Annotated in this window: 9 protein-coding genes and 1 pseudogene; 8 read left to right on the top strand and 2 right to left on the bottom strand. The window is 42.1% G+C overall.

The annotated features are described in order from the left end of the window. Positions 1–22: 22 nt before the first annotated feature. The 5 genes and pseudogenes from DEO27_RS13005 to DEO27_RS12985 all read left to right on the top strand — a co-directional run bounded on the left by DEO27_RS13005 (position 23) and on the right by DEO27_RS12985 (position 10,329). Positions 23–1,543, top strand: a complete 1,521-nt coding sequence (locus tag DEO27_RS13005; protein ID WP_112574231.1) for a RagB/SusD family nutrient uptake outer membrane protein — start codon at positions 23–25, stop codon at positions 1,541–1,543. A gap of 85 nt (positions 1,544–1,628) precedes the next feature. Further along, positions 1,629–3,029, top strand: coding sequence for an aryl-sulfate sulfotransferase (locus tag DEO27_RS13000; RefSeq protein WP_112574230.1), 1,401 nt, complete (start codon positions 1,629–1,631; stop codon positions 3,027–3,029). Positions 3,030–3,039: 10 nt separating this feature from the next. Continuing rightward, positions 3,040–4,053: a c-type cytochrome gene (locus tag DEO27_RS12995; RefSeq protein ID WP_112574229.1), complete on the top strand. Its 1,014-nt coding sequence runs from the start codon at positions 3,040–3,042 to the stop codon at positions 4,051–4,053. 182 nt (positions 4,054–4,235) lie between these two features. Then, positions 4,236–7,219, top strand: a pseudogene (locus DEO27_RS12990) (glycoside hydrolase domain-containing protein). An 8-nt stretch (positions 7,220–7,227) separates the two neighbouring features. Next, positions 7,228–10,329, top strand: a complete 3,102-nt coding sequence (locus DEO27_RS12985; protein WP_112574228.1) for a DUF5107 domain-containing protein — start codon at positions 7,228–7,230, stop codon at positions 10,327–10,329. On the opposite strand, the gene DEO27_RS12980 is transcribed toward DEO27_RS12985, so the two are convergent. Then, entirely contained in the window at positions 10,330–11,148 is an 819-nt protein-coding gene (locus DEO27_RS12980) for an AraC family transcriptional regulator (RefSeq protein ID WP_112574227.1), read from the bottom strand. Between the two features lie 61 nt (positions 11,149–11,209). On the opposite strand from DEO27_RS12980, the gene DEO27_RS12975 reads away from it, so the two are divergent. Genes DEO27_RS12975 through DEO27_RS12965 form a run of 3 tightly spaced genes read left to right on the top strand, consistent with a single transcriptional unit; the run spans position 11,210 to position 15,209 of the window. After that, positions 11,210–12,550, top strand: coding sequence for a TolC family protein (locus DEO27_RS12975; protein ID WP_112574226.1), 1,341 nt, complete (start codon positions 11,210–11,212; stop codon positions 12,548–12,550). Positions 12,551–12,552: 2 nt separating this feature from the next. After that, positions 12,553–13,608, top strand: coding sequence for an HlyD family secretion protein (locus DEO27_RS12970; RefSeq protein WP_112574225.1), 1,056 nt, complete (start codon positions 12,553–12,555; stop codon positions 13,606–13,608). 5 nt (positions 13,609–13,613) lie between these two features. Next, entirely contained in the window at positions 13,614–15,209 is a 1,596-nt protein-coding gene (locus DEO27_RS12965) for an MFS transporter (protein WP_112574224.1), read from the top strand. 275 nt (positions 15,210–15,484) lie between these two features. On the opposite strand, the gene DEO27_RS12960 is transcribed toward DEO27_RS12965, so the two are convergent. Beyond that, entirely contained in the window at positions 15,485–15,817 is a 333-nt protein-coding gene (locus DEO27_RS12960) for a helix-turn-helix domain-containing protein (RefSeq protein ID WP_112574223.1), read from the bottom strand. Between the last annotated feature and the right edge of the window lie 360 nt (positions 15,818–16,177).

Genomic DNA, 16,177 nt, shown 5'->3' with positions numbered 1-16,177 from the left:
GGATCAACAAAATTTAAATCAAATGAAAAAATATAATATTCTACTCCTGGCAGCGGCGGTGATTACACAGTTTTCGTGTAACAAGACCAGCCTTGAACCTAAAATATACAGCAGTTTAACAAGCCAAAACGCGTTTCTTACCAAGTCAGATGCTATTGCAGCTGTTAACGCGGTTTATGCCCGCTTGAAAGGTCCGGCAGTTGGTGATAACTTTGATTATTGGACGGTAAGACATTTCGCCCTTACCGATTTAACTACCGATGTGGGCCACTGTAGCTATGCAGGTGACCCGGGGCAGTTATCGCTGGTGCAATGGAATTCGGCCAACGGCTTGATAGCTGAGGATTACAGGCAGATCTATAAGTTGGTAGCTAACGCCAATAACGCTATCTATAACATTTCGGCAATGAAAAGTATCACAGACGCTCAGAAAAATCAATTCTTGGCCGAGTTGAAATTTTTACGCGCTATCGCATATTCTGATCTTACCGACGCATGGGGCCCGGTGATCCTGAATACCGAGAAAGATATAGCCAACCCTGATTACAAAGCTCAAACGCCGCCAAGTCCGGTAGCTGATGTCGACGCCTTGATGATCGGCGATTTGCAAAATGCAAGCGCTGTATTGCCTGCCGATTATACCAAAAGTGATATTTATACAAGTAACGATGTTGGTCGCGCCACCAAAGGTGCAGCTATATTCCTGCTGGCCAAGGTTTACTTGCGCGAGCACCAATGGCAAAAAGCGGCCGATTTAACCAAACAGGTGATGGACTTAGGTATTTATCAGTTATATCCATCATATTCAGGTTTGTTTAAAGAAACAAACACATGGTGCTCTGAAAATATTTTCTCGGTATTGAGCGATGCCAACGTTAATGGCACCGAGTTGCTGAACCACTTTGGTCCGTTGAGCCATCCGATTTTAACCGACAGGTGGCAGTATTACGCCGTTACCTGGGATTTTTACAATAGCTATGGCGACGAGGATGACCGTAAAAAAATGTTCTTTACCCAATACCAGGGTGTTGACGGCTTAACTCATAAACAAGCGCCTTCGTTAGGTGCTACCGCTCCGGATGGCGTATTGTATATGCCGGATGTTGCAACTATGAAATATGCCGACCCTAACGGTGCTAACACTTATTATGATGGCCATAGTGTTGATGTTTTACGTTATGCCGACGTATTGTTAAGCCGCGCTGAAGCTTTGAATGAATTGGGAGGCCCGACTGCCGAAGCTGTTTCACTGGTAAATCAGGTTAAAGGCAGGTCACACGCCAAATTGTTAGTACAGGCTAACCTTACGCAGGCAACTTTCCGCGATGCATTATTGCAGGAACGTGGCTGGGAATTGTATTACGAGGGCAAAAGAAGGGCAGACCTGAAACGTTTTGGTAAATATGATGTGATCGTGAATGCGTACCTGAAACGTATTGGTCAAACCAATACCGTACAGTTGCCGCGCGATGAGTATTTCCCATATCCGCTTAACCAGGTTAACATCAACCCTAACCTGAATAATGCGGGCAGGCAGCAATAAGCATAAAAATTCAAATATTGGTAAAGAATATACAGCCAAAGGCTGTATATTCTTTACTGTTTAACCGGTATTACAAAATTTAGTGATGAAGGATTGGTTTAAAGTTTTAGCGGCAGGATTGTTAGTTTCAGTCATCTGTGGTTGCTCGGGCGGTAACCTTGTAAAAGAAATTCATATAGGGTTGTACAATAACAACGAGTTGAAAATTAAGCTTGAGGTTATGACCAGCAAGCCTGTTGATCTGTATGCTGAATACTGGATAGAGGGCAAGCAGCCGGTAAAATACCGGTCGACCACTACGGGCAATGGTACATCGTATAAGCTTGTGCTTTGTAATATTTTGCCTGATACTACTTACTCATATCATATTGTAACTGTTGATGGTGGCGACTCCGTGGTGAGCAAACCCCATACTTTTAAATCGCACCAATTGCCATTGTTTTTGCAGGAACAGTTTCACGCGAAAACAGCTGCTAAAGCCACTTTGCCGGCACAGTTTAATGACGGTTTGATGCTCATCAACAAGCGTTATGCGCCTGGTGTAGCATTTTTGGTTGATACAAAAGGGCAGATCAGGTGGTACCACATGATTGACAGGTTGGGTTTTAAAGTGATCAATTTTACTAAGGATAGAACGCTGCTCTCAATTTTGGGTCGAAATGATGAGTCAACCAGTTACGGTAGTGAGATATTGGAGATCAACATGCTTGGCGATACGCTGCTGCACCTTACCAAAGGACAGGGCGATTTCAAGCAAACCATCCATCACGAGATTCTGAAGAATGATAAAGGCCAGCTGGTAACTATTTTTGTCGATCAGCGCTTGATGGACCTTACTGCAATAGGTGGCGGTAAAAAGGATACGGTTAATGGCGATGGCATTATGGTGATGGATAAAACCGGCAAGCAGCTTTATAAATGGAGTGTGTTTGATGTTATGGATCCGCTGAAAGATCCTAAGATTCTGAAAACTAAAAAAGACTGGATGCATGCCAACAGTCTCAGTTATGATACAGACGGCAATTACCTGATGTCGTTCTACAACAACGGGCAGATCTGGAAAATTGATGCCCATAATGGTAAAGTGATTTACAAGTTTGGTAAAGGCGGCACCATTGCCATGCCAGCCGATTGCAACTTTACCCAGGCCCATGCCGCCCATATCAATAAACAGGGAAACCTGATGTTCTTCGATAACGGTGTAGAGAAACACCAGTCTGGTGTGTATGCCATGAAAATTGATGAAAAAAATCAGACCTCATCCATTGCCATGCACATCACACTTCCTAAAGAAATTTTTAACGGCAGGATGGGCAGCGCCTACCTGATCAATGATACAACTACGCTGGTTTGCTGCTCAAAAAGGCACATTATAGTACTGGCAAATAATAAAGGTGTATTACAATGGACAATGGAAACATCAGTACCTACTTACCGTGCAGGTTTCATTAAATACGAACAGCTTGATCCATATTTAAAACCATAGATCATTAAAAATGAAAAAGAAATATCAATATATAACTTTCCTGTTGCTGTTATTTGCTTTGGCAAACGTTGCTCAGTTAGTATCATGCAGCGGAAGCAAAGCGGAAGAAGCGGATAAGGCTGATTCTGCTGCTGAGAGTCTTGTTTCGGTAGATACCGGCAAAATGCCCGGCGGTAAATACGGTGATGCCGTACGTTATGGCCGCGAATTGATGCTGCATACTGCCTATTATATAGGCCCCGAAGGTATTAATGGTCATTATACCGGTAATAAAATGAACTGTACCAATTGCCACCGCGACGCAGGCACAAGGCCATACGCCTTTAACCTGGTAAGGTCGTTTCGTGATTATCCGCAGTACCGCGCACGAGAAGGTAGAATTTTATCCTTAGCCGAACGCATCAACAATTGCGTAATGCGCCCTAACCTGGGCAGACCTTTGCCATTGGACGGAAAAGAGATGATCTCGATCATGGCTTACCTTAAGTTTTTGAGCGATTCGTCAAATGTTTCTAAAACCACCAAAGGTTTAAAAAATATGGAGGTTGAGCTGCCCAATGTAGCGGCTTCATCAGACAGGGGCGAGGTTTTATATGCTCAAAATTGCGAGCGTTGCCATGCCAAAAATGGCGAAGGCAAAATGCGTTTTGATAATGTAACTTACGAGTATCCGCCGGTATGGGGATTATTGGCTTATCGTCCTGGTTCAAGCATGCACCGTGTGGTTAAGTTGGCGCAATGGTTAAAAGGGAATATGCCTTATGATAAAACAGCCGAAGGAAAACCTTTTTTGACCGACGCAGAGGCGCTTGATATAGCCGCATTTGTTAATGACGATAAAAAACACAAACGTCCGTTGCCTAAAACCACTAAGGAAGTTGACTATCCGCATTACGAAGAAAAAGCGATTGATTATGATAAAGGGCCTTTTAAAGATCCTTTCTCAGAGCAGCAACATAAATACGGCCCGTATAAGCCCATCATTGACTATTGGGAAGGGCAGGGGATAAAACCTGCTATTTAAAAAACAATAAGTGTGGTCGCTCGGCTCCAGCCGAGTGACCGCTATCTCCATGCCTCTGGCCTGCTTAACACTGCGGTCAGAGGCCGCGAAATAGTTGCCACTCGGCCGGAGCCGAGCGGCGGCGGTTTTAGGAATTATAATTCTTGAAACAACATTATAAAAAGACTGACTAAATTTATTTCATGAAAAAACAATTTTTAGCTATCACTTTCCTTTTATCGGGCTTTGCTGCTTCGGCACAAAAAGTACCTTATACCAATTGCGATAAATGCTGGCTGGCCGATTCATTGGGTAACCATCGTGTGGTATTAACCTTTAATGGTACAGGTAAAGTGGCTAAAGCGGTGATTAACTGGAGGCGCAGGGATAATGAGCCCGAGAACAAGCGGATCATTATTGAAGATGCTAAAACCAAACAAAAAATAACCAACGTAAAAATTGGTTCAGTAAACCGTGAAAGCGGTGAACTGTATTTTGAGCCAACGTCGGGCAAGGGTACTTACTTTGTGTATTACATGCCTTACAAAAACGAGGGGCGCTCAAACTATCCTAAAGGTGTTTACCTCAAACCCGAAAATACAGCCTCAGCCGAATGGCTAAGTGCTGTAAATAGCAAGCAAACACCTTTAGCTTCGGTAAAAGAATTTCAGTCGATAGATGCTTTTAACAGTTTTTACCCTATGGAGGTGATTGCTACCAAAGCAGAAACCGAAGCGTTACTGAATAAGCACAAATCTGAAACATTTTTGGTTTTCCCGGAAGACAGGATGAACTCTATCCGCATGAACAAAGATTTGCCGCAACGCTGGATTGAACTTGGCCCGCAAAGTAAATATACCGGTGAAGCTGCCCGTGGCGAAAACTTTGCATTTCAGCTTGGTATTTATGCATTGAAGGATATCGAAAATGTACAGGTAACATTTAGTGATTTGAAATCTGCTACAGGTAAAGTTATTCCGGCTTCTGCTCTGTTTTGTATCAATACAGGCGGTACCACTTATGATGCTAAGCCGCTTACTAAGGTTGTGAACGTGGCGAAAGCCGAGATCCAGGCCTTATGGTGTGGGGTAGATGTGCCTGCAGCAATATTACCTTCGGTTTATAGTGGTAAGGCAACTATCAGCATCAACGGTAAACCAGCTAAGGCAATTGCTTTGTCGGTTAAAGTAAATAGCAAGATTTCAAAAGATGGCGGTGTAAGCGAACCTTACAAAATGACCCGCCTGGGTTGGTTAAACTCAACTATGGCACAACAAAATACGGTTATCGCGCCGTATACCCCGCTTGAAATCAGCGGTAGCATCATAAGTTTGTTAGGCCGTAAGGTAGAAGTGAATAAAGATGGTTTCCCAAAACAGATCCAGACTTATTTTACGCCGGAGATGACGGAGTACGCCGCGGCTCCTAGTAACCTGCTTACCGAAGGTATCCACTTTCATTTTATCGACGCCGCTGGCAAAAAAATAAACCTGAAAAGCCAGGGTGTACAATTCACCAAAAAAGAAGCCGGCACAGTGCAGTGGACTGCGGTAAGTGCTAATGATAGCCTGCAGATGGATGTGACCGCTTCTCTGGAGTTTGACGGTTTTATGGCTTATACAGTAAAAGTGAAAGCCACGCAAGATGTTAGCCTGAAAGATATTACCATGCACATTCCTTTTAAAAAGGATTTTGCTAAATATATGATGGGCCTCGGTCAAAAAGGAGGCTATCGCCCCGAAAACTTTGAATGGAAATGGGATGTAGCCCATAAAAACCAGGATGGAGCCTGGATTGGTAATGTGAACGGCGGTTTACAGTATTCATTGAGGGACGAAAAATATGTTCGTCCGTTAAATACCAATTTTTATCTACAAAAGCCTTTATTACTGCCAACCTCTTGGGGCAATAATAACAAAGGTGGTATTAAGGTAGCATTTGATGGTAATGCTGTATTAGCCAACAATTACAGCGGCGAGCGTGATCTAAAAAAAGGCGACGAGCTTTATTATAACTTTACCCTGTTGGTAACACCTTTCCATACCATTAATACTGATTTTCAGTGGGCTACAAGGTTTTATCATTCATATAAACCTATTGACACAATTAAGAAAGCGGGAGCAACGCTTATCAATATTCACCATGCTACCGCGATAAACCCTACTATCAACTATCCGTTTATTGCATGGCAAAAAATGAAAGCCTATGATGATTCGGCCCATGCTGCCGGGTTAAAGGTGAAGATCTATAATACCATCCGTGAGTTATCTAATCACGCCTATGAAACTTTCGCGCTGCGCAGTTTAGGACACGAAATTTATTCGCCGGGTAAGGGTGGCGGCTTTAGCTGGTTGCAGGAACATGTGGGCGATGATTATATAGCTGCCTGGTTTGTACCCGAAATTAAAGATGCTGCCATCATTAACAGCGGCATGAACCGTTGGCATAATTACTATGTGGAGGGTATGAATTGGCTAACCCAAAACGTAGGTATCGATGGTATTTACCTGGATGATGTGGCTTTTGACCGTGTTACCATGAAACGTATTAAACGTGTATTGACTAAAGATGGTCACCCGGGAATTATCGATCTGCACTCGGCTAATCAATACAATAAAAGCACGGTTTCAATAATAGTGCTAACCTGTATATGGAGCATTTTCCTTATCTAAACCGTTTATGGTTTGGTGAGTATTTCGATTACGAAAAAAATGATCCTGATTTCTTCCTGACTGAAGTGAGCGGTATTCCTTTTGGTTTAATGGGCGAGATGTTACAGGGCGGCGGTAACAAATGGCGTGGCATGGTTTACGGCATGACTAACCGTATGCCTTGGAGCGATGGTGCAGATCCGCGCCCGATTTGGAAAGCCTGGGATAATTTTGGTATGAAAGGCACAAAAATGATTGGTTACTGGGTTGATGATAATCCGGTAAAAACCGATAAAGCCAAGGTTATAGCAACCGTTTATAAAAAGGATGGCGCTGCCATGGTAGCCATTGCCAGTTGGGAAGATGATGATTCAGATTTTCAGTTAAATATCGACTGGAAAAAATTAGGCATCGATCCGGCCAAAGCAACCATCACGGCTCCGGAAATTAAAAGCTATCAGCCAGGCAAAACATTTGGCTTGACCGATAGGATCCCGGTTGAAAAAGGTAAAGGTTGGTTACTGGTGATTAAATAAACGGAAACATGAATAAAAAATGGTTTATCGCCGTATGCCTTTGCATTGGCGGCCTGAAGGCTTTTGCCCAACAAACGGCAAGTATCCGCGAGTATACTAAAGCTATTACCACTTATCCGTTTTCGGATCCTAATCCGATACCGGCATTCACCAATATTTATCCGTATTTCCGTTACGACGGATTTACGGATAAACCGGTGCAAAAGGAGTGGAAAATAGTTGAGCTGGAAAACGAGTATATCAGGTTAACCATTTTACCCCAGATAGGCGGCAAGATCTGGTCGGCAGTTGAAAAATCGACAAGTAAACCAATTGTTTATGAAAACCATGTAGTAAAATTCAGGGACATTGCCATGCGCGGCCCCTGGACAAGCGGTGGCATCGAACCTAATTACGGTATCATTGGGCATACACCAAATTCGGTTACCCCGGTCGACTACCTTACCCGTACAAATGCCGATGGCAGTGTAAGTTGTTTCATCAGCGTGCTTGACCTGCTTACCAATACCACCTGGACAATGGAAGTAAACCTTCCGGCAGATAAAGCTTATTTCACTACAAAATCATTCTGGCATAACTCAACACCGCTTGAACAACCCTATTACCACTGGATGAATACCGGTATTAAAACCAGCGGTAAACTTGAATATATTTTCCCCGGTACTAAATACCTCGGTCATCAGGGGGAGTACGCCGACTGGCCCATCAATAAACAGAACGGGAAAGATCTTTCCTTTTATGATAATAACAATTTTGGTGGTTATAAATCATACCATGTGTTTGGCAAGTACACCGATTTTTTCGGTGCTTACTGGCATAACGATGATTTTGGTATGGCCCGTTATGGCGGTCACGAAGATAAAGCGGGTAAAAAGATCTGGATCTGGGGACTGTCAGATCAGGGCATGATCTGGGAAAAGCAGCTTACCGATAACGATGGTCAGTATTCTGAAATTCAATCGGGGAGGTTGTTTAACCAAACCGCAGTTAAAAGCACGTTCACACCTTTCAAACACAAAGGTTTTGCGCCCGGCACTTCAGATACCTGGACAGAATACTGGTACCCGGTACTCAAAACCAAGGGCTTTGTACAGGCAAATAACTATGGCGCGCTTAATGTGAAGACTGATGGCGGCTTGTTGAAACTGTATTTTAACCCGGTTCAAAAAATAGCCGATACGCTGAAAGTAAAGCAGGGTGATAAGGTGATCTACAGTAAAAAGGTAACATTGCAACCCTTACAATTATTTGCAGATTCGGTTAAGGCTGATGTCGGGGATGTGCTGGTAACTTTAGGTACTAATAAACTTATCTATAATTCAAAGCCTGAAGCAGATAACCTTAATCGCCCGGTTGACTTGCCAAAGGATTTTGACTGGAATAGCCCTTATGGTTTATACACCCAGGGCAAGGAGTTCATGGATCAAAAAATGTACCCCGAGGCCGAAGAAAAACTGCAGGAAGCATTAAAAAAAGATCCATACTTTTTGCCGGCACTGGTACAATCGGCAGCGCTGATGTACCGTGATATGCGTTATGCCGAAGCTTTGGCTTTTGCCAAAACTGCCTTGAGTATCAATACTAATGATGGTGCTGCAAACTATTATTATGGCATCATAAACGCGCAACTGGGTAACGTGGCTGATGCTAAAGATGGTTTTGATATAGCCGGTTTATCGGTTGAATATCGTAATGCGGCTTACTCGGCTTTGAGTAGTTTGTATTTAAAAGAAAAGAATGATGTGAAGGCTTTGGAGTTTGCCTCAAAAGCGCTGGATTTTAACAGGTTTGATATATCTTCCCTACAGGTACAAGCTATAGCTTACCGGCATTTAAACGAGCGCAAAAATGCCGAGCAGGTTTTAGACACCATATTGACATACGAACCGCTTAATCATTTTGCCAGCTTTGAACAGTATTTATGGCAACAATCTGAAGCTACAAAAAAGGCTTTTACATCAATGATTCGGAATGAACAGCCTATTGAAAGTTACCTTGATCTGGCAAATTTGTATGATCATAACGGTTGTACAGAAGAAAGTGAAAAGGTTTTACTGCTTTCGCCAGCCAGCGCATTTGTGTACTATAAACTGGCATTTTTGCAGCAAGGGCAAACAAAGCCATTTAGTGAAGCCTTAAATAAAGCCAATACAGCAACGGCGGCATTTGTATTTCCTTTCCGCAATAGTGATGAAGGTGTGTTAAAATGGGCTATGCAACAAAGTAATAACTGGAAGCCAAAGTATTTTCTGGCATTGCTTTACAAAGACCGGAACCGCCTTGACGAAAGCAAAAAGTTGTTTGCTGCATGTGGCAACCAACCAGATTTTGCACCATTTTATGTAGCGCGGGCTGCAATGCAAACAGGAGAAAATGTTCTGGCAGATTTAAATACCGCAGCCAAACTTGATAAAGGCTGGCGTTATAATAAGCTGCTTGGCGAATATTATGTTAATAATAAGCAATATGCCAAAGCACTAACTACTGTTGAACCCTTTTATAAATCGCACCGTGATAATTACATTATTGGTATGCTGTACGCCAAAATATTGCTCCTGAATAAACGGTACAACGAATGCGGTGAGCTGTTATCGCACATTGATATCTTACCTTTTGAAGGCGCGACGATTGGCCGCGAGTTATACCGGGAAACCGAGTTGATGCAGGCGGTTCAAAAGATCGATACTAAAAACTACAAAGCAGCTTTAAATTACATAGCCGAGGCTAAAAAATGGCCGGCAAACCTGGGTGTAGGTAAACCCTATGCCGAAAATATTGACGAGCGATTGGAAGACTGGATGAGTTACCTGTGCTATACCAAAATGGGTAAGACTAATGAAGCCACACAGTATCTGCAAAAAATAACAGCCTTTAAGCCTCAAATAGATAATACGGTAAGTAATTTCCTTTCGGCTAATCATTTGGTAACCGCCTGGGCTATTGAAAAGCTGAATGGCCGCACTCTGGCGATCAACTGGTTGGATGCAGAAATTCAGAAGTATCCGGATGATAAAGTGATCAAATGGTGTAAAGAGGTTTATGAAAGTAAAGCCTTTAAGGAAAGCGAGGCGAGCGACGCAAACATCAGGATCCTGGAGCGGTTGATGTAATTACCTCAGCTGCTTGGCAAAATCAGATGGCCTGATATTGGTGAGCTGGTAAAATATGGCGCTAAAGGCCGATAAACTATTGTATCCCAATTTATAAGCAATCTCGCTCATAGACATATCGGTTTGCAGCATCAGCTCAATGGCCTTTACCATTTTTAGCAATTTAAAATATTGCAAAAACGAAGTGTTAAGGGTTGATTGGAAAAGGCGTGAAAGTGTCCTTTCGCTAAAGCCGGTTTCTTCGCTTACAGATGAAAGTGTTAGCGGTTCAAATGCGTTTTTATTCATATAATCCAGCACAGGGTGCATCCGGGTGTTATCTGTAGTAGGTAAGGCTACAGGTAAAGATTTTTCGCTGATCTCCGGCAAAATCGCCTTTATTCCCGCTAAAAAATGGAATGCCTGTTCATCAGGGAATACATTGCCGTCCCAGCGCTCGGAGTAAATGAGCATCTGTAGTAATAAATTATTGATGGGGTAAATTCCGCCTTTGGTGTAAAACGGGTTGCTGTTATCATCGTGCCAGTAAAAATATACCGTGCGGGTAATTGCCGATTTGTGCATTTCCACAAAATGCATCATCCCGCCGGGGATCCATACATAATGCCTTGCCGGTATTACCAAAGTTTTATCGGTTAAATGAATATAGGCAATGCCTCCTTCTATGTAAATCAGCTGACCTTTTTTGTGGTTATGGTTGGGGAAGTTTCTTTCTGTTTTCCAGTTAATTACATAAACGGATTCGGGATATTGGTCAATATCCCGGAAAAAGTTATCGGCTGTAGCTGTATCTATATTTTGGCTGGAATGAATAAACATTTGGCAAATTTAAATAAAATAAGCTTTTAGCGAGTGCCGAACTTTGTACTATTAAATCACCATGAACTTTAATAGTAAATTTTATCTGGCCTTGTTGCCAGTTTTGTTGTTGGCCTTTTCGTTAAAAGCCCAACAACCCGCTGCTGATACCAGCAAAAACCTATCCTTAACCATAGCACAGGTTTGGCAAAAAGCAGCCACAAACAGCAAAGCTGTACAAATTAAACAATTGAAGGTAACAAGCAGTGCCGAAGGTATTAAAGATGCCAAAGCAGAGCGCCTGCCCGAGATTAATATTAACGGCGAATATGCCCGTGTAAGCAATATGCCGGTTTACGAAAACGGTATTTTTAATACACCAACTCAGTTCCCGGTTTTGCATACTACTTACACTGTAGGCGGCGAGGCTTATTTAAATATTTATAACGGTAATAAAACCAATCTGGAAATTGACGCCCGCAAACGCGAAAATAATATAGCAGGGGAACAGCAAAAGCTGACACTTTCTGAGGTTAAGTTACGTGTCGCAGCCTATTATCTGGATATGCAACGCAGTATCATCTTTAAAGATCTGTTGTTGAAAGATATTGCTGCGCAGGAAAAACAGCTTTTACAAATCAAAACCCTTCAAAAAAACGGCGTAGTATTAAAAAGCGATGTGCTAAGGGCGGAGCTAAAGCTTTCTAAGCAGAAACTCTCTTTGGTTCAGTTGGATAATGATCTGGCTATAGCTAACCAAAAGCTGAATATCCTGATAGGTTTGCCTGATGATCAGCGGATAAACCCGGTTGAAGCTGTTCAGTTGGATACAACAGGCAAAGAGACGTACGACGAGTATTTAACCGATGCCGGGAAGAACGCCTATCAGCTCAAGATCTCTGAACAGGAAACGGAGCTAAGCAAGCTGAAATTGAAGAATATAAAAGCAAACGTATCGCCTAAAGTGGGCTTGTTCGCGGCTTATAACTATAGCTACCCGCAAATCCTGTTTTATCCCTACTCGCCGAGCTTGTACGGTTTGGGTTTTGCAGGGGTAAAAGCTTCGTTTTCTATATCCTCGTTTTATCATAACAGCCACAAGGTAAAAGTGGCAAGGCTTGATCTTGAAAGCCAGGAAATTGAGCATGCGCAAACTGAAGATGGCGTACGCCAGCAGGTTAATGAGGCCTGGCTCAGGTACAAGGAAGCTTTAAACAGGGTAGATGTTAGCCGCGTTAATGTCCAACAGGCTACAGAAAACAGGCGCATTGTAAACAATACCTACTTTAATCAACTATCGCTGATAACCGATCTGCTTGACGCGGATACGCAGTTATTACAAACCCGCTTTGATCTGGCTGCTGCCAGAATAGCCGCTCAACTTCAATATTATCAATTACAAAACGTAACCGGGAAACTTTAATCATGAACAAACATATAAACACTTATACTGCAACTGATAAGTTAATAACTAAAATAACCACGTGGATAGCCGGCATAGTTGCAGCTGGCTTATTGGTATGGGGGATTGTAACGTTGGTACACCTGTACAGCTATGAAGAAACCGATGATGCCCAGGTTGAAGCCTATATTAATCCTATTACAGCAAGGGTAAGCGGCTTTATTAAAGAAATAAGGTACGATGAAAACCAGGACGTAAAAAAAGGAGATACCCTGCTCGTTATCGATAATCGTGAATACCAGATACAACAGGAAGAAGCAGGCGCTGGCTTACAGAACGCCCGCGAGCAGGTGAGTGTATTGCAAAGTAATGTAGAAACCGCCGCTAAAATTGCCGAAGTCAATAAGGTTCAGATAACAGCCACCAAAGCTAAATTGGTGAAAGCCGAACAAGAGTTTGATCGGTTTACAAAGTTGTATGAAGCTGAATCGGCTACCAAACAGCAACTGGAAAATGTACAAAGCGCCCTTGATGTTGCCCGGTCTGATTATCAGGCATCGTTAAATAATTACCAGGCATCGCTGTCAAAAGTAAATGATAGCCGTTCGCAGATCTCGCCGGTACTTTCGGAGATCAAACGCCGTGAATTGGTGCTTCAACGTAATAAGCTTGACGTTTCTTATACTGTAGTAACTGCGCCTTACGATGGCAAAATGGGCAAAAGAACTATCCAACCCGGTCAGCAGATTCAGTTGGGGCAAACGCTTGCTTATATAGTTGATAAAGAAACTGGCCTTTGGGTAGTAGCTAACTTTAAAGAAACACAATTACATAATATGCGGATAGGCGAGGGTGTTGAAATTACTACAGATGCCTATCCCGATAGGAAAATAAAAGGAGAGATCCTTTCTTTATCACCGGCTACGGGTTCCCGTTTTTCATTATTGCCGCCGGACAACTCTACCGGAAACTTTGTGAAAATAGCACAGCGTATCCCCGTGAAAATTAAAATAGATAATAAGGCTGCTGATTTCTTAAGCGCGGGTATGAATGCCAGTGTAACTGTACCTAAAAATTAACAGCCATGAGCAATCAAATTCCGGTTTTTAAACCCTGGGTACCTGAGTGGCTTATACGTATCACCCTGCTGTTAGTGGTACTGCCCGGCATTATATTGTTTTCGCTATCGATTAGCAACGTTAGCGCGGCTGCTGGCTATTATGGTATAAGCCCCAATGACGCGCAGTTTTCAATGATTATCCTGTATGCCGCAACCGCAAGCTTCGTGGTGTTGGAAAAGCGCTTTTTTAAAAATATCGCCAGTAAAATGTACCTGCTCATCAGTGTATTGTTACTGGTTACTACCTGTTATATCTGTTATCATGTGCGCGATTTTTTTGTGCTCTTGATTTTTAGGTACATTCAGGGTTTATTAACCTGTACAAGTCTCAGCATTACGCTTACGCTGATGTTTACGCGTTTGCATACCGAACGTTCAAAAGAGATAGGCTATTCAGTTGTTTATTGTATTCTGCTTTGTGTATCGCCTTTGTCAACCTTATTTACGGCATCTATTATTGATAATTTTAATTTCAATGTGATATATAAATGCGCTATCTACTCTTTTTTGCCGGGTGCAGCGTTGATGTGTATCATTATGAATAATGTGCGCCTCGATAGGAAGTTGCCTTTGTATCAATTGGATTGGGCAAGCTTTGTGATCTACTCGGCGGGGCTTTGTCTTGTTGGCTATGTTATGGTTTATGGCCAGCAATATGATTGGTTTGATGATAGCCGTATCCTTTACAGTGTGATAGCTATTGCGGTATTGTTTTCTGTTTTTGTGCTGAGGCAGCTTAGTTCAAAAAGGCCGTATTTCCATATTCAGGCTTTTAAGTACCGGAAATTTGTATTAGCCGCATTGCTGCTCTTTGTGTTTTATATCTGCCGCGGCTCATTCGGGATCACCACATCTTTCATGAGCAGCACTATGGGTATGGACCCCATACATGTTGGTTATTTGCTTATTTATAACCTTGCAGCTATCATTATCAGTGTTACTATCTCGTCAAGGTTTTTACTGATGAAGAAGCCTCTGCGGCAGATCCTCATTTTGGGTTTTACTTTTCTGCTGGCTTTTCATGTGTATATGTGCTTTGTGTTTTCGGCCCAAGTTAATACCGAAGACCTGATTATACCGGTAATATTACAGGGCTTGGGTGCTGGTATGTTGATGACTCCGGTTATCTTGTTTGTGATATCATCATCTCCGGCTAAATATGGTACAACGGGTTCGGCAGTGGGGATCTTTATGCGTTTTACCGGGTTTAGCAGTAGCATAGCGCTTATTAATTATTTTCAGTTGTACAGGCAAAATGATCACGCAAACCGTTTCCAGGAGCAGTTAAGTCAGTTAAACCCGCTTGCGGTTCAAAAATTAGCGATGTACAAACAAGCCTTGACCGGTAAGGGAGTAGCCGCAGATCAGGCTGCGAAAATTGCCAACGGTTTGCTGGGTAGAAATATAAGCGCGCAAGCCCAGCTGCGTTTTGCTGTTGATTATTATCAGCTCATCAGCTGGGTGCTGCTGGCTGTTATATTGCTTGTTGTTTTATTCCCATCGACTAACCGGACTGTCATTAATCTTAAATCCAACCAGCCTGCGCCTGTTGTTTATTAATCGATATCTTATTCGCTTTTCAGGTTCTTTACAGGGTCGTCAAGTGTTTTGATAGTATGTGTTCATGAGGACGCCAATTGCCGTTACCGTAAATATCTACCAGGATATTTCGGTACGGTATTGGTGATTTTAACAGGGTGAGGGCATATATGGGATATTTCCCAGTCCCTGGACGATAGTAGGAACGCGGACTTAGGTTTTTATAAAACTGTAAAATATTAACACGCATTTAAATGCTTGATACACATTTAAATGCGGCAAATAATTAATCGAACTTACTCGGTAGACAACAATTGGATGTACTGCTCAAGTAAAACAATGTATTTATCTTTCCATATATTTACCCTGTTTTGATTAGGGCGCATTTCGCCGTTCCTTGAATCGTATATATCAGTATTTTTTTTCTGGAAATATTCAGGGAATTCCTTTGAAAAGTCGTGGTCTACAATTCTTCCAATCCGGTGTATAATATCCGCGTTTAATTCTTTTCTGTTAAACCACTGATATACTACACTTCGGCTTACATCCGAATGCTGTGCAAGTTCGGTAATACTGAATCCTTTTTTTCTAACGAGTATCTCTACAATCTGACCGTGATGTTTTTGCATAATTTTTAGCTGTAAAAAGTTAAAAAACTAATCAAAATAAGCTTAGGTGCCAGTAATAATTAGTTGTTAATCAGTTTACTAACTATTGACAGGTGCCCATGTAATGCAACTTCTATGCCAGTGCGCCAAATTTAATCTTGACGAAATTGATAGGATATGTTGGTTTGGCGAGAAAAGAGATTCCCAACTTTTAAGAATAATTTTAACTTTTAGATTATTTATTTTCTCTTGTATTTTTTATGAATAAAATTTCGTGTATTTAATTACGCACGAAGTGTGGAATAATGTATACATAGTGTGAAAATTTATTCCCCATTTATTGATTTTAAGATAGGTGTATTGAGGTGGGAAAGAAATAGT

The organism is Mucilaginibacter rubeus (genome assembly GCF_003286415.2).
Taxonomy (GTDB): domain Bacteria; phylum Bacteroidota; class Bacteroidia; order Sphingobacteriales; family Sphingobacteriaceae; genus Mucilaginibacter; species Mucilaginibacter rubeus_A.
Note: the sequence above shows the minus strand (reverse complement) of the source record. Positions and strands in the feature narration are given on the sequence as shown.